Below are 18,303 nucleotides of genomic sequence, written 5' to 3'. Positions count from 1 at the left end.
GCACCCGGCCGGGGCTCACCAGCCCGCGGCGGTGCCCGTCAGCTCGCGGATCGCCGGCCGGGCGGCGTCCAGAACGGTCATGAACCACGACGAGAACGCATCCCGGGCGTGCCGCTTCGCCAGCTCCTCGGGGGTCACGAACGCGGTGTCGCCGACCTCGTCCGGGTCCGGGTGCAGCGGGGCGCGCACCAGACCGACGAACAGGTGGTTGTACTCCTGCTCCACCAGGCCCGACAGCGGATCCGGGTGGTTGTAGCGCACCGTTCCGGCCTCGGTCAGCAGCGCCGGCGAGATCCCCAGCTCCTCGTAGGTGCGCCGGGCCGCCGCCGCGAACGGCGCCTCACCGGGGTAGGGGTGGCCGCAGCAGGTGTTGGACCACACACCGGGGGAGTGGTACTTGCCGAGCGCCCGCTGCTGCAGCAGCAGCCGTCCCCGGTCGTCGAAGAGGAACACCGAGAACGCCCGGTGCAGCCGGCCCGGCGGCTGATGGGCGGCGAGCTTTTCCGCGGTGCCGATCGTCACGCCGTCCTCGTCGACGAGTTCGAGCAAAATCGCGTCCGCGGTCCCGTTCGACGAGCTGTGCGTCGCGGTGGCAGGTGTGATCGGCATACCCATCCTTCGCATCGGTCCTCGAGCCCCCAAGTCTGCCGCACGAATCCGGCACTCCCGGCGCTTGTCGGCGCACCGCATGTCCCACACAGCCGTGGGCGGCGCCCGTCGCCGGCCGGTTGCCGCGCCAGGGACCCGGTAGGTGATCGTGCCCGACGCGGTTCCGGAGGAACCCCCCGGGTCCCCTTCCGGGGCGCCGGCGGGCTCGGGTGGGTGTGCGCCTCAGTGGCACAGACCCGCCTCGTGCTCGGCATGCCCGCCGGGCTCCAGCTGGAACGTGCAGTGCTCCACGTCGAAGTGGTCGCCCAGGCAGTCCTGCAGCTCGTGCAGCAGCTTCTCGTGGCCGACGGCGCTGAGCACCTCCGAGCTGACGACGACGTGCGCGGACAGTACCGGAAGCCCCGAGGTGATGGTCCACACGTGCAGGTCGTGCACGTCCTCGACCCCGTCCAGGGCCAGCATGTGCGCCCGGACCGCGGCCATGTCGACGTTCTGCGGGGCCGCCTCCAGCAGCACGTCCAGGGTCTCACGCAGCAGCTTGACGGTGCGCGGGACGATCAGCAGGGCGATGGCGAGCGAGGCGGCCGGGTCGGCGGCCTGCCAGCCGGTGAGCAGGATCACCGCCGCCGAGACCATCACCGCCAGCGAGCCGAGGGCGTCCGAGGCCACCTCCAGGAAGGCCCCCCGCACATTGAGGCTCTCCTGCTGGCCGCGCATCAGCAGAGACAGCGACACCGAGTTCGCCACCAGGCCGAACAGACCGAACCAGATCATCAGCGCACCGTCGGTGCCGACCGGGGAGAGGAACCGCTCGACGGCCTCGAACAGGACATACCCGCCGACACCGAGCAGCAGCAGACAGTTGGCCAGCGCGGCCAGGATCTCGGCCCGGGCGTAACCGTAGGTGCGGTTGCGGGTCGCCGGACGATTCGCGAAGTGGATGGCCAGCAGCGCCATGCCGAGGCCGAGAGCGTCCGTCGCCATGTGGGCGGCGTCCGCGACCAGAGCGAGCGAGCCCGCGAGCACACCGCCGGCGATCTCCGCCGCCATCACGGTGAGGGTGATCACCAGCGCGGCACGCAGCGTGCCGCGGTGCGCCGCCGCAGCCGTGCCGTGGACACCGTGCGCGTGCCCGTGGTCGTGACCGGCCCCCATCTGTCCGACCGCCCTCCTGTGTTCCGCCGGACTCACAGTCAACTACGGCCGCAGGGGATCGGGCAACGCGGCACTGAACACCGTTGTCATGTGCCCTGACCTGCGGAAACGAAGCGCAGGTCAGGGCCGTGCGGGACAGGGTGCGAACGCCGCGCCGGCCGCCCGTGCCGCGGCCGGCCGGACCCGGCGGACCGCGGCCGCCCGGAACACCCGGCGCAGCCGGAACGGTCGTATGCGGGGAATGTTCGGATCTGATCCATAGTTTGTGGCCCGGTGCTCCGATCGCCCATGATGATCGCGGCGCAGGCTGCGGCAGGGGGGCGGCCGGCTCGCGGACGGGCGGTGAACGCGGACGTCCCGGCATCCGATAGCCTCTGCCGACATGCCGCCGGGCGCCCGTGACAGGCGGTAGCCCAACATGCACATGACCGACGCGTCAGGCGTCGTCACCAGGGAGTGAGTACGGTTGTCGACCGCCATCCTCACCGGTCAGCCGGTCCCCGGATCGTCGATCGAGGACGATCTGCGGTCCCTGGGCTTCGACGTGCGCACGGCCGCGGACGCCGCCGAGGCCGAGACCCTGCTCGCCCAGGTGCCCGGTGACCAGCGCGTCGCCGTCGTCGACGCCGGCTTCGTCGGCCACCTGCACGCCCTGCGCCTGGGCCTGACCGACCCCCGCTTCCCGCTGGCGGCCGTGCCCGGCGCGGTGACCGCGCAGAAGGCCGGCCGGCAGGTGCTGACCCGGGCGATGGCCCGCGAGACCTCCGCCGGCAGCGGGACCTCCCCCGGCCTCGCCGCCGCGGCCGGGCAGGGCGGTACCACCACCACGGCCGGCTGCCTGGCCGACCGGATCGCCGCCGCGCTGGAGGCGGACGGCGCCGAGGTGCACCGCCCCGAGCTGGGCAGCCTGGTCGCCGTCGTCCCCGCCGACCCGCAGGCCCGCACCGAGGCACGGCAGGCCGTGGCCGCCGTGGACGACGAGGCGGTGCGGCTGAAGTCGGCGGTGAAGGCCCGCGACGGCTTCTTCACCACGTTCTGCATCAGCCCGTACTCGCGCTACATCGCCCGCTGGTGCGCCCGCCGCGGCCTGACCCCCAACCAGGTCACCACGGCCTCCCTGCTCACCGCGCTCGTGGCGGCCGCCTGCGCCGCCACCGGCACCCGCGGCGGCTTCGTCGCCGCCGGTGTGCTGCTGATCGCCTCGTTCGTCCTCGACTGCACCGACGGGCAGCTCGCCCGCTACTCGCTGCAGTACTCCACGCTCGGCGCCTGGCTGGACGCCACCTTCGACCGGGCCAAGGAGTACGCCTACTACGCCGGCCTCGCCCTCGGCGCCGCCCGGGGCGGCGACGACGTGTGGGCCCTCGCTCTCGGCGCCATGGTCCTGCAGACCTGCCGGCACGTGGTCGACTTCTCCTTCAACGAGGCCAACCACGACGCCACCGCCAACACCAGCCCCACCGCCGCCCTGTCCGACCGGCTCGACAGCGTCGGCTGGACCGTGTGGGCGCGCCGGATGATCGTCCTGCCCATCGGCGAGCGCTGGGCGCTGATCGCCGTGTTCACCGCGGCCACCACCCCGCGCATCACCTTCTGCGTGCTGCTCATCGGCTGTGCCGTCGCCGCCGCCTACACCACGGCGGGCCGGCTGCTGCGCTCGGTGACCCGCAAGGCCACCCGCACCGACCGTGCCGCGCGGGCGCTGGCCGACCTCGCCGACCGGGGCCCGCTCGCCGAGGTCCTGGCACGGATCGTCCGCCGGCCCGCCCGCCGCCTGCCCGGCATCGCCGCCCCCGCCCTCGCCCTGCTCGGCGGCCTCGCCGTCGTCGTGCCCGCCGCGCTGGCCGGCTCCGGCAGCCCCTGGGTCGTCGCCGGCGCGCTGGTCCACGTCGTCACGTCGGCGCTCGCCGTCGCCCGCCCGCTCAAGGGCGCACTGGACTGGCTCGTCCCGCCGTTCTTCCGCGCCGCCGAGTACGGCACGATCCTGGCGCTCGCCGCACACGCCGGCGTGCACGGGGCGCTGCCGGCGGCCTACGGGCTGGTGGCGGCCGTCGCCTACCATCACTACGACACGGTGTACCGCATCCGGGGCAGCGCCGGGGCACCCCCCGCCGGCCTGGTGCGCGCGATCGGCGGGCAGGAGGGCCGGACGCTGCTCGTGGCTGTGCTCGCCGCACTGCTCACCGCTGTTCAGTTCAAGGTCGCGCTCACGGCCCTCGCCGTGCTCGTGGCCGTGCTGGTGCTCGCCGAGAGCATCCGCTTCTGGGTGGTCTCTCATCTGAGGGGCGAGCCCGCCGTACACGACGAAGGAGAACCCGCATGATCGGCCTCGTGCTGGCGGCCGGCGCCGGACGGCGCCTGCGCCCCTACACCGACACCCTGCCCAAGGCGCTGGTGCCGGTGGGGCCCGAGGGCGCACAGGACGGCATCACCGTCCTCGACCTGACCCTCGGCAACTTCGCCGAGGTCGGCCTGACCGAGGTCGCGATCATCGTGGGCTACCGCAAGGAGGCCGTGTACGAGCGCAAGGAAGCCCTGGAGAAGAAGTACGGCCTGAGGCTCACGCTGATCGACAACGACAAGGCCGAGGAGTGGAACAACGCCTACTCCCTGTGGTGCGGCCGTGACGCCCTGAAGGAGGGCGTCCTGCTCGCCAACGGCGACACCGTCCACCCGGTCTCCGTGGAGAAGACCCTGCTGGCCGCCCGCGGTGACGGCAAGAAGATCATCCTCGCGCTGGACACCGTCAAGCAGCTCGCCGACGAGGAGATGAAGGTCGTCGCCGACCCCGGCAAGGGCGTCCGGAAGATCACCAAGCTGATGGACCCCGCGGAGGCCACCGGCGAGTACATCGGCGTCACCCTGATCGAGGCCGAGGCGGCCGCGGAGCTGGCCGACGCGCTGAAGGCCACCTTCGAGCGCGACCCGCAGCTGTACTACGAGGACGGCTACCAGGAGCTGGTCGACCGCGGCTTCACGATCGACGTGGCGCCGATCGGCGACGTCGAGTGGGTGGAGATCGACAACCACGACGACCTCGCCAAGGGCCGGGAGATCGCGTGCCGGTACTGACCCGCCTCATCCCCTCCCCGGTCGCCGTCGACATCCGCGCGGGCGCGCTGAACGACCTCGCGAGCGTCCTCGCCGACGAACGCGTGTCGCAGTCCGGGCGGCTGGCCGTGGCGGTCAGCGGCGGCTCCGGGGCCCGGCTGCGGGAGCGGATCGCTCCCTCGCTGCCGGGTGCGAGCTGGTACGAGGTGGGCGGCGGCACCCTCGACGACGCGGTGAGGCTGGCCGGGCAGATCAAGTCCGGCCGCTACGACGCCGTCGTCGGCCTGGGCGGCGGCAAGATCATCGACTGTGCCAAGTTCGCCGCCGCGCGGGTCGGGCTGCCCCTGGTGGCCGTGCCCACCAACCTGGCGCACGACGGCCTGTGCTCCCCGGTGGCCACCCTGGACAACGACGCGGGGCGCGGCTCCTACGGGGTGCCGAACCCGATCGCGGTGGTCATCGACCTGGACGTGATCCGTCAGGCTCCGGCGCGCTTCGTGCGCTCGGGCATCGGCGACGTGGTGTCGAACATCTCCGCGGTCGCCGACTGGGAGCTGTCCCAGCGCGTCAACGGAGAGAAGGTCGACGGCCTGGCCGCGGCCATGGCCCGCCAGGCAGGCGAGGCCGTGCTGCGGCACCCCGGCGGCATCGGCGACCAGGACTTCCTGCAGGTGCTCGCCGAGGCGCTGGTCCTCACCGGCATCGCGATGTCCGTCTCCGGCGACTCCCGCCCCTCCTCCGGCGCCTGCCACGAGATCAGCCACTCCTTCGACCTGCTGTACCCGCAGCGGGCCGCGAGCCATGGCGAACAGGTGGGCCTCGGCGCGGCCTTCGCCATGCACCTGCGCGGGGCCCACGAACAGTCGGCCCAGATCGCCCGGGTACTGCGCGGGCACGGGCTGCCCGTGCTGCCGGAGGAGATCGGCTTCAGCGCCGAGGAGTTCGTCCGGGTCGTGGAGTTCGCTCCCGAGACCCGGCCCGGCCGCTACACGATTCTCGAACACCTCGACCTCACGACCGAGCAGATCAAGGACATCTACGCCGACTATGTCAAGGCCATCGGTAGCTGAACTGAGACCGGTCGTCCACCCCGCCGGGGTCAAGGACCGGCGCAGCGGGGAGCACTGGGCGGGACGCCTGTACATGCGCGAGGTGTCCTTGCGCGTCAGCCGCCATCTGGTGGGCACCAGGGTCACGCCCAACCAGCTCACCTACCTGATGACCCTGTTCGGCGTGCTGGCCGCCCCGGCCCTGCTCGTGCCCGGGATCCCCGGCGCGGTGCTCGGCGTGGTCGCCGTCCAGCTGTACCTGCTGCTGGACTGCGTCGACGGAGAAGTGGCCCGCTGGAAGCAGCAGTTCTCCCTGAGCGGGGTCTACCTCGACCGGGTCGGGGCCTACCTGACGGACGCCGCCGTGCTGGTCGGCCTCGGCCTGCGCGCCGCCGATCTGTGGGGTCCCGGACGGATCCACTGGGTGTGGGCCTTCCTCGGCACGCTGGCCGCGCTCGGCGCGATCCTGATCAAGGCCGAGACCGACCTGGTCGGCGTCGCCCGCCACCAGGCCGGGCTGCCGCCGGTGAAGGAGGCCGCCGCCGAGCCGCGGTCCTCCAAGGTGGCCCTGGCCCGGCGCGCCGCGGCCGCGCTGAAGTTCCACCGGCTGATCCTCGGCATCGAGGCCTCGCTGCTGATCCTGGTCCTCGCCGTCGTCGACCAGGTCCGGGGCGATCTGTTCTTCACCAGGCTCGGCACCGCGGTGCTCGCCGCGATCGCGCTGCTGCAGACGCTGCTGCACCTGGTGTCCGTCCTCGCCTCCAGCAGGCTGCGGTGAGCGGGGCCATGAAGGTCGGCGCGGTCGTCATCACCATGGGCAACCGTCCCGACGAGCTGCGTGCCCTGCTGAAGTCGGTGGCCGAGCAGGAGGGCGACCCGATCGAGGTGGTCGTCGTCGGCAACGGCGCGCCCGTGCCGGACGTCCCCGAGGGCGTCCGCACCATCGAGCTGCCCGAGAACCTGGGCATCCCCGGCGGCCGCAACGTCGGCATCGAGGCCTTCGGGCCGGCCGGCCGGGACGTCGACATCCTGCTGTTCCTCGACGACGACGGCCTGCTCGCCCGCACCGACACCGCCGAGCTGTGCCGGAAGGCCTTCGCCGAGGACGACCGGCTCGGGATCATCAGCTTCCGCATCGCCGACCCGGACACCGGTCTCACCCAGCGCCGTCACGTGCCGCGGCTGCGCGCCTCGGACCCGATGCGCTCCTCGCGGGTCACCACCTTCCTCGGCGGCGCGAACGCCGTGCGCACGAAGGTCTTCACCGAGGTCGGCACCCTGCCCGACGACTTCTTCTACGCGCACGAGGAGACCGACCTCGCGTGGCGCGCCCTGGACGCGGGCTGGATGATCGACTACCGGGCCGACATGGTGCTGCACCATCCCACGACCGCGCCCTCGCGGCACGCGGTGTACCACCGCATGGTCGCGCGCAACCGGGTCTGGCTGGCCCGGCGCAACCTGCCGGCCGTGCTCGTTCCCGTCTATCTGGGGAGCTGGCTGCTGCTCACGCTGCTCCGCCGGCCCTCGCGTCCCGCCCTGAAGGCCTGGTTCGGCGGTTTCAAGGAGGGCTGGACGACACCCTGCGGGCCACGCCGGCCCATGAAATGGCGTACGGTATGGCGGCTCACCCGGCTGGGCCGGCCACCGGTGATCTGACAAGCTCGTTCCCTGAGCGCCCGGCCGCCCGGCCGGCGCTCGTGGCATGCCCGTACAGTCGCACAGGCTTGCGCATCAAGACGAAAGTATCCACTTGTGAGTGAGACAAGGCATGACGGCGGCGTCGCCCTCGGCGCGGCACCGCCGCCCGACGAGGGGCTCGACGCGGCCCGGCTCGCCGCCAAATACGGGCTGGCCGTCAGCGGTGCCCGGCCCCCGCTCAGGGAGTACGTACGTCAGCTGTGGGGGCGGCGCCACTTCATCCTGGCCTTCTCCCAGGCGAAGCTGACCGCCCAGTACAGCCAGGCCAAGCTGGGCCAGCTCTGGCAGGTGGTCACGCCCCTGCTCAACGCGGCGGTGTACTACTTCATCTTCGGGGTCATTCTCAACGCCGACAGAGGACTCGGCCGCCACACCTACATCCCGTTCCTGGTGACGGGTGTGTTCGTGTTCACCTTCACCCAGAGCTCCGTCATGGCCGGTGTGCGCGCCATCTCGGGCAACCTCGGCCTGGTGCGGGCGCTGCACTTCCCGCGCGCCTCCCTGCCGATCTCGTTCGCGCTGCAGCAGCTCCAGCAGCTGCTGTTCTCGATGATCGTGGTGTTCGTCGTCGCGGTCGGCTTCGGCAGCTACCCGCGCCTGTCGTGGCTGCTGATCGTCCCGGCGCTGGTGCTGCAGTTCCTGTTCAACTCCGGCCTGGCGCTGATCGTGGCCCGGATGGGCGCCAGGACCCCGGACCTGGCCCAGCTGATGCCCTTCGTGATGCGTACCTGGATGTACGCCTCCGGGGTGATGTTCTCCATCGACAAGATGCTCGTCGGCAAACCGGAGTGGCTGGTCCGCCTGATGCAGGTGAACCCCGCCGCGGTCTACATGGACCTGGTGCGGTTCGCCCTGCTGGACGGCTACGGCCGGGAGCATCTGCCCCCGCACGTGTGGGCCGTCGCCCTGGGCTGGGCCCTGGTGATCTTCGTCGGCGGCTTCGTGTACTTCTGGAAGGCGGAGGAGAGGTACGGCCGTGGCTGAGAACGACTCCCGCCAGGGCGGCGGCGGGGAGCGGGTCCCCACCGTCATCGCCGACAACCTGCACATCGTCTACCGCGTCAACGGTGCCGCCGGGGGCAAGGGCAGCGCCACCGCCGCCCTCAGCCGGATCCTCCGGCGGGGCTCGGGCGATGCGGCGCGCGGGGTGCGCAAGGTCCACGCCGTGCGCGGGGTGTCCTTCGTGGCCTACCGCGGCGAGGCCATCGGCCTGATCGGCTCCAACGGCTCGGGCAAGTCGACCCTGCTGCGGGCCATCGCGGGCCTGCTGCCGGCCGAGAAGGGCAAGGTGTACACCGACGGGCAGCCCTCCCTGCTCGGGGTGAACGCCGCGCTGATGAACGACCTGACCGGCGAGCGGAACGTCATCCTCGGCGGTCTGGCCATGGGCATGTCCCGCGAGCAGATCAAGGCCCGCTACCAGGAGATCGTCGACTTCTCCGGCATCAACGACAAGGGCGACTTCATCTCCCTGCCGATGCGGACCTACTCCTCCGGCATGGCCGCCCGGCTGCGGTTCTCCATCGCCGCCGCCAAGGACCACGACGTGCTGATGATCGACGAGGCGTTGGCCACCGGCGACCGCGCCTTCCAGAAGCGCTCCGAGGACCGCATCCGCGAGCTGCGCAAGCAGGCCGGCACCGTGTTCCTCGTCAGCCACAACAACAAGTCGATCCGTGACACCTGCAACCGTGTGCTGTGGCTGGAGCGCGGGGAGCTGCGCATGGACGGCCCCACCGACGAGGTGCTCAAGGAGTACGAGAAGTTCACGAACAGGTAGCCGCAGGCAGCGGCCCGCCTCGCCCGCCCGGGGCCCCACCGGACACGTGCGCCGGTGGGGCCCCTGGTCTTCGTAACGGATAGGTCACCATAGGCAAACGTGTCGGGAAGCCAAGGAATCTTGAAAGGGGGCCATGTGTTGTTGTGATGTGCAGGACACCCCCCCGGAAAGTGGCTGCGTTGTACAACGTAAGCTGGTCCGGTCCCGGAAAACGGCAAGTGGGGAGATAATGCGCGACACCCTGCGCCAGGGCGCCCCGCGGACCGCCGGGCGGCGTGTCCGAAATAGTGTGTATCGGGTCGGCAGTGTAGAACGGGAGATGTGACGGCAATGGCTACGGAAACTCCCCAGCTCAACGCAGCATGTGCCGTCCTCGCCCCGGGCAGCGGACGATGACCCCGACTGCGACGGCGCGCGAAGCGGAACGCGCCACCCTCGACAAGGCCGCGGGCGAGAACTTCCCCGTGGCGCCGTTCTTCCTGCCCCGGGCCTGGCGCGACGACCTCATGGCCGTCTACGGCTACGCGCGCCTCGTCGACGACATCGGCGACGGCGACCTGGCCCCCGGCGGAACCGACGCCCGGCTGCTCGGTGTCCCGCCCGGCGAGGCCGGGGACCGGCTCGTCCTGCTCGACGCGTTCGAGGCCGATCTGCGCCGGGTCTTCGACGGAACCCCGCGCCACCCGCTGCTGCGTCGGCTGCAGCCGACCGTGCGGCGGTGCGGGCTGACCCCGGAGCCGTTCCTCGGCCTGATCGCCGCCAACCGGCAGGACCAGCTCGTCAGCCGGTACGAAACCTACGACGACCTCCTCGCCTACTGCGAGCTGTCCGCCAACCCGGTCGGCCGTCTCGTCCTCGCCGTCACCGGAACCTCGACCCCCGAGCGGATCCGCCGGTCCGACGCGATCTGCACCGCGCTGCAGATCGTCGAACACCTTCAGGACGTCAAGGAAGACCTCGGCCGCGACCGCATCTATCTGCCCGCCGAGGACATGAAACGCTTTCACGTCCAGGAGGCGGATCTCGCCACGTCCACCGCGGGCGCGTCGGTGCGCGCCCTGGTTGCGTTCGAAGCGCAACGCGCCCGCGACCTGCTGAATGAAGGCGCCCCTTTGGTGGGTAGCGTCCACGGCAGACTGAAACTGCTGCTCGCAGGGTTCGTGGCGGGGGGAAGGGCGGCGATCGACGCGATCGCCGCCGCCGAATACGACGTACTTCCCGGCCCGCCCAAGCCAGGCAAGGTCCAGTTGCTGCGCGAGGTGGGCGTGACTCTGCGAGGAGAGGGGTGATCCGGGCCGTGGAGTCGGAACAGCAGGTGTCCGCACCGGTACTCGCCGCCTACAGCTACTGCGAGGCCGTCACCGGGCAGCAGGCCCGCAACTTCGCGTACGGCATCCGGCTGCTGCCGACGCCCAAGCGCCGTGCGATGTCGGCGCTGTACGCGTTCTCCCGGCGGGTCGACGACATCGGCGACGGCACGCTGGCGGACGAGGTGAAGATCGCCAAGCTCCAGGACACCCGGGCGCTGCTCGCCCGCATCCGTGAGGGCGCGGTGGAGGAGGACGACACCGACCCCGTCGCCGTCGCCCTCGCGCACGCCGCCCGCACCTTCCCGATCCCGCTCGGCGGTCTGGACGAGCTGATCGACGGCGTGCTGATGGACGTGCGCGGCGAGACCTACGAGACCTGGGACGACCTGAAGGTCTACTGCCGCTGTGTGGCCGGTGCCATCGGACGGCTCTCCCTCGGCGTGTTCGGCACCGCACCCGGCGCGCGCGACGCCGAACGCGCCCCCAAGTACGCGGACACCCTGGGTCTCGCACTGCAGCTGACCAACATCCTGCGCGACGTCCGCGAGGACGCCCTGGGCGGCCGTACCTACCTGCCCTTCGAGGACCTGGCCAAGTTCGGCTGTTCCGCCGGCTTCCAGGGGTCCCGGCCCCCGGAAGGATCCGACTTCGCCGGGCTGGTCCACTATGAGGTTCGGCGGGCCCGGGCGCTGTTCGCCGAGGGCTACCAGCTGCTGCCCATGCTCGACCGGCGCAGCGGCGCCTGCGTGGCCGCGATGGCGGGCATCTACCGCCGTCTGCTGGACCGCATCGCCCGCGACCCGGAGGCCGTGCTGCGCGGCCGGGTCTCGCTGCCCGGCCCGGAGAAGGCGTACGTCGCCGTGCGCGGCCTGTCCGGCCTGGACGCGCGGAACGTGAGCCGGCAGGCCGTCAGGAGGCGGGTGTGACCGGCGCTGTGACGACGACGCAGCCCGCGGGCGGCCGCGGGCGGACAACCCCGCGGCGGCACAGCGCGTCCCTCACGGTGGCGGCGGTCCGGGGCAAGCCCGCCCCCCGCGGCGGACGCACAGGGGAGGGCGCACGATGACCGACGGCATCCGACCGGACGGTGTGCGCACCACGGAGCCGGACCGCCCGGCACGGCACGCGGTCGTGGTCGGCGGCGGACTGGCCGGCCTCACCGCCGCGCTCTCGCTCGCGGACGCCGGCGTACGCGTGACCCTGCTGGAGGGACGGCCCCGCCTGGGCGGCCTCGCCTTCTCCTTCCGGCGCGGCGACCTCACCGTCGACAACGGACAGCACGTCTACCTGCGCTGCTGCACCGCCTACCGGTGGTTCCTCGACCGCATCGGCGGCACGGAACTGGCCCCGCTGCAGGACCGCCTCGACGTGCCCGTGCTCGACGCGGCCCGCCCCGAGGGACGCAGACTCGGCAGGATCCGCCGCGACGCGCTGCCGGTACCCCTGCATCTCGGGCGCAGCCTGGCCACCTACCCGCACCTCTCCCTCGCCGAACGCGCACGCGTGGGCCGTGCCGCACTCGCGCTCAAGGCCCTCGACCCCGCCGACCCGGCTCTGGACACCCAGAGCTTCGGCGAATGGCTGGCCGCGCACGGCCAGTCGGCGCGTGCCGTCGAGGCACTGTGGGACCTCGTGGGGGTCGCCACCCTCAACGCGACCGCCTCCGACGCCTCACTGGGGCTGGCCGCGATGGTGTTCAAGACCGGTCTGCTGTCCGATCCGGGCGCGGCCGACATCGGCTGGGCCCGCGTCCCGCTGGGCGAACTGCACGACCGTCTGGCCCGCAAGGCGCTCGGCTCCGCGGGCGCGCGCGTCGAGGTCCGTACACGTGTCACCTCCGTCTCCAGGAAGGAGAACGGGCGGTGGAGCGTCCAGGTTCCCGGACGGAGCCTGGAGGCCGACGCGGTCGTCCTCGCCGTGCCCCAGCGCGAGGCCCACGCCCTGCTGCCGGCGGGCGCCCTGGACGCCCCGGAGCGACTGCTGGCCATCGGCACCGCGCCCATCCTGAACGTCCACGTCGTCTACGACCGCACGGTGCTGTCCCGGCCCTTCGTCGCCGCCATCGGCACCCCGGTACAATGGATCTTCGACCGTACCCGCGCCTCGGGGCTGAAGGACGGTCAGTACCTGGCGCTGTCCCAGTCGATGGCGCACCGGGAGATCGACACGCCTGTCGCCGAACTGCGCGAGCGCTACCTTCCCGAGCTGCGGCGGCTGCTGCCCCTGGCACGTGACGCCCGGGTCCGGGACTTCTTCGTCACCCGGGAGCGTACGGCGACGTTCGCCCCGTCCCCCGGCGTGGGGCGGCTGCGGCCCGGCGCCCGCACCAAGGCCCCCGGCCTGTACCTGGCCGGAGCGTGGACCGCCACCGGGTGGCCCGCGACCATGGAAAGCGCCGTCCGCAGTGGTGTCAGCGCGGCGGACGCCGCGCTCAGCGCCCTGGGCCGACCCCGTCCGAGCCGCCTCTTCACCTTCGAGGAGGCATCACCGGACGTCCCGACGGGGGACCTTCCCCGGCTCCCCGGCCGCCGGCCGGGCGTGACCGGAGCATTCGTGCGAGAGGGGACCCGGTGATGTCCGACCAGCAGCCCGTGACGGGTTCCCGCACCCCCGGCACCGCGACAAGAGGAGAGACTGTGCCCACTGTGCCCCCGGCCTCGGCGCCCGCTCGAAGGACCGCGGTGGACGTGACCGCGCTGTTGGAGCGCGGCCGGACCCTGGCCACGCCCGTCCTCAGGGCGGCCGTCGACCGGCTGGCCCCGCCCATGGACACCGTCGCCGCCTACCACTTCGGCTGGATCGACGCGGCCGGCAACCCCGCGCACGGGGACGGCGGCAAGGCCGTCCGGCCGGCCCTGGCCGTGCTCTCCGCCGAGGTCACCGGCGCCGACCCCGCCACCGGCGTACCCGGAGCGGTGGCCGTCGAACTCGTGCACAACTTCTCGCTGCTGCACGACGACCTCATGGACGGCGACGAGCAGCGCCGGCACCGCGACACGGTGTGGAAGGTGCACGGACCCGCCCAGGCCATCCTGGTCGGCGACGCCCTGTTCGCCCTCGCCAACGAGGTCCTGCTGGAGCTCGGCACGGTCGAGGCCGGCCGCGCCACCCGCCGGCTCACCCGCGCCACCCGCGCCCTGATCGACGGTCAGGCGCAGGACATCTCCTACGAGCACCGCGACCGGGTCAGCGTCGAGGAGTGCCTGGAGATGGAGGGCAACAAGACCGGTGCCCTGCTCGCCTGCGCCAGCTCCATCGGCGCCGTGCTCGGCGGCGCGGACGACGCCACCGCCGACGCGCTGGAGACGTACGGCCACCACCTCGGCCTGGCCTTCCAGGCCGTCGACGACCTGCTGGGCATCTGGGGCGACCCGGACGCCACCGGCAAGCAGACCTGGAGCGATCTGCGCCAGCGCAAGAAGTCCCTGCCGGTCGTGGCCGCGCTGGCGGCCGGCGGCCCCGCCTCCGAACGTCTCGGCGAGATGCTGGCCGCCGACGCCAAGAGCAGCGACTTCGACAACTTCTCCGAGGAGGAGTTCGCGGCCCGCGCCGCCCTCATCGAGGAGGCCGGCGGCCGCGAGTGGACGGCCGAGGAGGCGCGCCGCCAGCACACCATCGCCATCGAAGCACTCGACGCCGTCACGATGCCCGACCAGGTGCGGGACGCGTTCACGGCGCTCGCCGACTTCGTCGTCGTACGAAAGAGATGATCACTATCCATTGACAGCCTCGCGTAGTCGCCGGCCGGACCGGGAACATGCCGGACAACGGCCGACGGCGGACCCACAGCAGCACGACGTGTACGACTGCACGAAGGGGAAGCCATGACAGCGACGACCGACGGAAGCACCGGGACGGCCCTGCCGTCCGACGCTGCCTCGGCCAGCGAAACCGAACCCTCCACCCCCGAGGCGGCCGGGGTGCGGCAAGCCGCCGCCCAGGCCGTCCGGCGCGCCACCGAGTACCTGCTGTCCAAGCAGGACAGCGAGGGCTGGTGGAAGGGCGACCTCGAGACCAACGTCACGATGGACGCCGAGGACCTGCTGCTGCGTCAGTTCCTGGGCATCCTGGACGAGAAGACCACGCACGCCGCCGCCCTGTTCATCCGCGGTGAGCAGCGCGAGGACGGCACCTGGGCCACCTTCTACGGCGGCCCGGGCGACCTGTCCACCACCGTCGAGGCCTATGTGGCGCTGCGCCTGGCCGGCGACGAGCCCGACGCCCCGCACATGGCCAGGGCCTCCGCGTGGATCCGTGAACAGGGCGGCATCGCCGCCACCCGCGTCTTCACCCGGATCTGGCTGGCCCTGTTCGGCTGGTGGAAGTGGGAGGACCTGCCCGAACTGCCGCCCGAGCTGATCTATTTCCCGACGTGGATGCCACTGAACATCTACGACTTCGGCTGCTGGGCCCGGCAGACCATCGTGCCGCTGACCATCGTGTCGGCGAAGCGTCCGGTGCGTCCCGCCCCGTTCCCGCTGGACGAGCTGCACACCGACCCGGCCGTGCCCAACCCGCCCCGGCCCTTCGCCCCGGCCGTCAGCTGGGACGGCGCCTTCCAGCGCATCGACAAGGCCCTGCACGCCTTCCGCAAGGTGGCGCCGAAGCGGCTGCGCCGCGCCGCGATCAACTCCGCGGCCCGCTGGATCATCGAGCGGCAGGAGAACGACGGCTGCTGGGGCGGCATCCAGCCGCCCGCGGTGTACTCGATCATGGCGCTGCACCTGCTGGGCTACGACCTGGAGCACCCGGTCATGCGCGCCGGCCTCGAGTCGCTGGACCGCTTCGCCGTCTGGCGCGAGGACGGCGCCCGGATGATCGAGGCCTGCCAGTCGCCGGTGTGGGACACCTGCCTGGCCACCATCGCGCTGGCCGACGCCGGTGTGCCCGCCGACCACCCGCAGCTGGTCAAGGCCGCCGACTGGATGCTCGGCGAGCAGGTCGTGCGTCCCGGCGACTGGTCGGTGCGCCGGCCCACGCTGCCCCCGGGCGGCTGGGCGTTCGAGTTCCACAACGACAACTACCCCGACATCGACGACACCGCCGAGGTCGTCCTGGCGCTGCGCCGGGTCAGGCACCCCGACCCCGAGCGGGTGGACCGGGCCGTCGGGCGCGGCGTGCGCTGGAACCTCGGCATGCAGTCGAAGAACGGGGCCTGGGGCGCCTTCGACGTCGACAACACCAGCCCGTTCCCCAACCGGCTGCCGTTCTGCGACTTCGGCGAGGTCATCGACCCGCCGTCCGCGGACGTCACCGCCCACGTGGTGGAGATGCTCGCCTACGAGGGCCTCGCCCACGACCCGCGCACCCGCCGCGGCATCGACTGGCTGCTGTCCGAGCAGGAGCCGAGCGGCGCGTGGTTCGGCCGCTGGGGCGTGAACTACATCTACGGCACCGGCTCGGTGGTGCCCGCCCTGATCGCCGCCGGCCTGCCCGGCTCCCACCCGGCGATCCGCCGTGCGGTGGCCTGGCTGGAGTCCGTCCAGAACGACGACGGCGGCTGGGGCGAGGACCTGCGCTCCTACAAGTACTCCACACAGTGGGCCGGCAAGGGCGCCTCCACGGCCTCGCAGACCGCGTGGGCACTGATGGCGCTGCTGGCGGCCGGGGAGAAGGACTCGAAGGCCGTCGAGCGCGGCATCGAGTGGCTGGCGTCCACCCAGCGGGAGGACGGCTCCTGGGACGAGCCGTACTTCACCGGCACCGGCTTCCCGTGGGACTTCTCCATCAACTACCACCTGTACCGCCAGGTCTTCCCGCTGACCGCGCTCGGCCGTTACGTCAACGGCGAGCCCGTCGTCGGCAAGGCCGTGGCCGCCGAGCGCTCCCCGGCCGAGGTCGAGGGGAACTGATGAGCACACAGCCCGCTCCGGCACCGCTGCTGATCGCCTGTGCGCTCGGCATCGAGCACCTCGCCCTGCGCACCGGCGACAGGAGCGGCGCCGGCGGGCCGGTGGCCGTCCTGCGCACGGGAATGGGGCCCAAGGCGGCGGAGCGCTCCGTCGCCCGGGCCCTGGCCGACCCGGCGCTGGCCGGTGCCGCGGTGCTGGCCACGGGGTTCTGCGCGGGACTCGCGCCCGGCATGCACCCCGGCGACCTGGTGGTCGCCGAGGAGACCCGGGACCCGCGCGGGAGCGTCGCGTGCACCGGCACCGACCTGCTCGTCAAGGAGCTGGCCCGCACCCTGCCCGGGCGCGAGGTCCACACCGGGCCGCTGACCGGCTCCGACCACGTCGTGCGCGGCGAGGAGAGATCCGACCTGCGTGCCACCGGTGCGATCGCGGTGGACATGGAGTCGGCTGCCACGCTGCTGAGCGCCGTACGGGGGCAACCGCGCCCGGTTGCGGCCGTACGGGTCGTGGTGGACGCTCCGGAACACGAGCTCGTCCGCATCGGCACACTGCGCGGTGGAATATCGGCTTTCCGCGTTCTTCGTTCTGTACTACCGACTTTTTTCGAATGGCACCGTAATGTGCTGCTCCCCAGGAGGTGAGCCAGATGGCCATGCCACTGCGCCAGTCCATCAAGGTCGCGACGTATATGGCCGAGCAGAAGCTCCGCAAGCGGGACAAGTTCCCGCTGATCGTGGAGCTGGAGCCGCTTTTCGCCTGCAACCTGAAATGTGAGGGCTGCGGCAAGATCCAGCACCCCGCCGGGGTGCTCAAGCAGCGCATGCCGGTCGCCCAGGCCGTCGGCGCGGTGCTGGAGTCCGGTGCGCCGATGGTGTCCATCGCCGGCGGCGAGCCGCTGATGCACCCTCAGATCGACGAGATCGTGCGGCAGCTGGTGGCCAAGCGGAAGTACGTCTTCCTGTGCACCAACGCGATGCTGCTGCGCAAGAAGATGGACAAGTTCAAGCCCTCGCCCTACTTCGCCTTCACCGTGCACATCGACGGCCTGCGCGAGCGGCACGACCAGTCCGTCGCCAAGGAAGGCGTGTTCGACGAGGCCGTGGCGGCCATCAAGGAGGCCAAGCGGCGCGGCTTCCGGGTCACCACCAACTCCACCTTCTTCAACACCGACACCCCGCAGACCGTCATCGACGTCCTGAACTTCCTCAACGACGAGCTGAAGGTGGACGAGATGATGATCTCGCCGGCCTACGCCTACGAGAAGGCTCCCGACCAGGACCACTTCCTCGGTGTCACCCAGACCCGGGAGCTGTTCCGGAAGGCCTTCGCCGGTGGCAACCGCAAGCGCTGGCGGCTCAACCACTCGCCGCTGTTCCTCGACTTCCTCGAGGGCAAGCTGGACTTCCCCTGCACCGCGTGGGCGATCCCGAACTACTCGCTCTTCGGCTGGCAGCGTCCCTGCTACCTGATGAGCGACGGCTACGTCCCCACCTACCGGGAACTCATCGAGAAGACCGACTGGGACAAGTACGGCCGCGGCAAGGACCCGCGCTGCGACAACTGCATGGCCCACTGCGGCTACGAGCCCACCGCCGTGATGGCGACCATGGGGTCGCTGAAGGAGTCCCTGCGCGCCATGCGCGAGACCGTCTCCGGAAACCGGAGCTGAGGCCATGACCGCCATTTCCCTGGGCGTCCCCGAGGTGCCGGCCCGGCCGATCGCCGAGCGGCGCAGGAGCCGGCAGATCCATGTCGGGCCGGTCGCGGTGGGCGGGGACGCACCGGTGTCGGTGCAG

Annotated in this window: 16 protein-coding genes and 1 pseudogene; 15 read left to right on the top strand and 2 right to left on the bottom strand. The window is 71.9% G+C overall.

What is annotated here, in order from left to right; all coding sequences use genetic code 11:
* Positions 1–15: 15 nt before the first annotated feature.
* On the bottom strand, positions 16–609 hold the full coding sequence (idi, locus tag IE286_RS17215; protein ID WP_189797641.1) for an isopentenyl-diphosphate Delta-isomerase: 594 nt from the start codon (positions 607–609) through the stop codon (positions 16–18).
* 222 nt (positions 610–831) lie between these two features.
* Positions 832–1,764, bottom strand: coding sequence for a cation diffusion facilitator family transporter (locus tag IE286_RS17210; RefSeq protein WP_189797640.1), 933 nt, complete (start codon positions 1,762–1,764; stop codon positions 832–834).
* A 466-nt stretch (positions 1,765–2,230) separates the two neighbouring features.
* Here IE286_RS17210 and IE286_RS17205 point away from each other — a divergent pair, with 466 nt between their 5' ends.
* The 15 genes and pseudogenes from IE286_RS17205 to IE286_RS17135 all read left to right on the top strand — a co-directional run.
* A complete protein-coding gene (locus IE286_RS17205; protein WP_189797639.1) occupies positions 2,231–4,087 on the top strand; it encodes a DUF5941 domain-containing protein in 1,857 nt (618 codons plus the stop codon).
* Entirely contained in the window at positions 4,084–4,836 is a 753-nt protein-coding gene (locus IE286_RS17200) for a phosphocholine cytidylyltransferase family protein (RefSeq protein ID WP_189797638.1), read from the top strand. The genes IE286_RS17205 and IE286_RS17200 overlap by 4 nt, the downstream gene beginning before the upstream one ends.
* Positions 4,824–5,885: an iron-containing alcohol dehydrogenase family protein gene (locus IE286_RS17195; RefSeq protein ID WP_189797637.1), complete on the top strand. Its 1,062-nt coding sequence runs from the start codon at positions 4,824–4,826 to the stop codon at positions 5,883–5,885. Before IE286_RS17200 ends, IE286_RS17195 begins: the two co-directional genes overlap by 13 nt.
* Positions 5,863–6,642, top strand: coding sequence for a CDP-alcohol phosphatidyltransferase family protein (locus IE286_RS17190; protein WP_189797636.1), 780 nt, complete (start codon positions 5,863–5,865; stop codon positions 6,640–6,642). The genes IE286_RS17195 and IE286_RS17190 overlap by 23 nt, the downstream gene beginning before the upstream one ends.
* Before the next feature lie 8 nt (positions 6,643–6,650).
* A complete protein-coding gene (locus tag IE286_RS17185) occupies positions 6,651–7,523 on the top strand; it encodes a glycosyltransferase family 2 protein (protein ID WP_189797720.1) in 873 nt (290 codons plus the stop codon).
* A gap of 96 nt (positions 7,524–7,619) precedes the next feature.
* A complete protein-coding gene (locus IE286_RS17180) occupies positions 7,620–8,549 on the top strand; it encodes an ABC transporter permease (RefSeq protein WP_189797635.1) in 930 nt (309 codons plus the stop codon).
* Complete coding sequence (locus IE286_RS17175) at positions 8,542–9,345, top strand: ABC transporter ATP-binding protein (RefSeq protein WP_189797634.1); 804 nt, start codon at positions 8,542–8,544, stop codon at positions 9,343–9,345. Before IE286_RS17180 ends, IE286_RS17175 begins: the two co-directional genes overlap by 8 nt.
* 392 nt (positions 9,346–9,737) lie before the next feature.
* Positions 9,738–10,634 carry a squalene synthase HpnC gene (hpnC, locus tag IE286_RS17170; protein ID WP_189797633.1) on the top strand — a complete coding sequence of 299 codons (897 nt, stop codon included), beginning with the start codon at positions 9,738–9,740 and terminating at the stop codon, positions 10,632–10,634.
* A complete protein-coding gene (gene hpnD / locus IE286_RS17165) occupies positions 10,631–11,581 on the top strand; it encodes a presqualene diphosphate synthase HpnD (RefSeq protein WP_189797632.1) in 951 nt (316 codons plus the stop codon). Before hpnC ends, hpnD begins: the two co-directional genes overlap by 4 nt.
* Before the next feature lie 136 nt (positions 11,582–11,717).
* Positions 11,718–13,229: a hydroxysqualene dehydroxylase HpnE gene (gene hpnE, locus IE286_RS17160; protein ID WP_189797631.1), complete on the top strand. Its 1,512-nt coding sequence runs from the start codon at positions 11,718–11,720 to the stop codon at positions 13,227–13,229.
* A complete protein-coding gene (locus IE286_RS17155; protein WP_189797630.1) occupies positions 13,229–14,365 on the top strand; it encodes a polyprenyl synthetase family protein in 1,137 nt (378 codons plus the stop codon). The genes hpnE and IE286_RS17155 overlap by 1 nt, the downstream gene beginning before the upstream one ends.
* Before the next feature lie 114 nt (positions 14,366–14,479).
* Positions 14,480–16,507, top strand: a complete 2,028-nt coding sequence (gene shc / locus IE286_RS17150; protein WP_189797629.1) for a squalene--hopene cyclase — start codon at positions 14,480–14,482, stop codon at positions 16,505–16,507.
* Positions 16,507–17,148 (top strand): phosphorylase family protein, encoded by a 642-nt coding sequence (locus IE286_RS17145; protein ID WP_189797628.1) that lies wholly within the window; start codon positions 16,507–16,509, stop codon positions 17,146–17,148. The genes shc and IE286_RS17145 overlap by 1 nt, the downstream gene beginning before the upstream one ends.
* A 5-nt stretch (positions 17,149–17,153) precedes the next feature.
* Positions 17,154–18,176, top strand: a complete 1,023-nt coding sequence (gene hpnH / locus IE286_RS17140) for an adenosyl-hopene transferase HpnH (RefSeq protein ID WP_189797627.1) — start codon at positions 17,154–17,156, stop codon at positions 18,174–18,176.
* Between the two features lie 4 nt (positions 18,177–18,180).
* Positions 18,181–18,303: pseudogene (locus tag IE286_RS17135) on the top strand (flavodoxin-dependent (E)-4-hydroxy-3-methylbut-2-enyl-diphosphate synthase); the annotation flags it as partial.

Origin of the sequence: Streptomyces thermodiastaticus, assembly GCF_014656135.1 — a bacterium.
GTDB lineage: Bacteria > Actinomycetota > Actinomycetes > Streptomycetales > Streptomycetaceae > Streptomyces > Streptomyces thermodiastaticus.
Note: the sequence above shows the minus strand (reverse complement) of the source record. Positions and strands in the feature narration are given on the sequence as shown.

Bases quoted from the DNA above. Each gene is read 5' to 3' on its own strand.
- IE286_RS17210 (WP_189797640.1), bottom strand. From the start codon at position 1,764: ATGGGGGCCGGTCACGACCACGGGCACGCGCACGGTGTCCACGGCACG.
- IE286_RS17145 (WP_189797628.1), top strand. From the start codon at position 16,507: ATGAGCACACAGCCCGCTCCGGCACCGCTGCTGATCGCCTGTGCGCTC.
- IE286_RS17200 (WP_189797638.1), top strand. From the start codon at position 4,084: ATGATCGGCCTCGTGCTGGCGGCCGGCGCCGGACGGCGCCTGCGCCCC.
- idi (WP_189797641.1), bottom strand. From the start codon at position 609: ATGCCGATCACACCTGCCACCGCGACGCACAGCTCGTCGAACGGGACC.
- hpnC (WP_189797633.1), top strand. From the start codon at position 9,738: ATGACCCCGACTGCGACGGCGCGCGAAGCGGAACGCGCCACCCTCGAC.
- IE286_RS17155 (WP_189797630.1), top strand. From the start codon at position 13,229: ATGTCCGACCAGCAGCCCGTGACGGGTTCCCGCACCCCCGGCACCGCG.
- shc (WP_189797629.1), top strand. From the start codon at position 14,480: ATGACAGCGACGACCGACGGAAGCACCGGGACGGCCCTGCCGTCCGAC.
- IE286_RS17185 (WP_189797720.1), top strand. From the start codon at position 6,651: ATGAAGGTCGGCGCGGTCGTCATCACCATGGGCAACCGTCCCGACGAG.
- IE286_RS17190 (WP_189797636.1), top strand. From the start codon at position 5,863: ATGTCAAGGCCATCGGTAGCTGAACTGAGACCGGTCGTCCACCCCGCC.
- hpnH (WP_189797627.1), top strand. From the start codon at position 17,154: ATGGCCATGCCACTGCGCCAGTCCATCAAGGTCGCGACGTATATGGCC.
- hpnE (WP_189797631.1), top strand. From the start codon at position 11,718: ATGACCGACGGCATCCGACCGGACGGTGTGCGCACCACGGAGCCGGAC.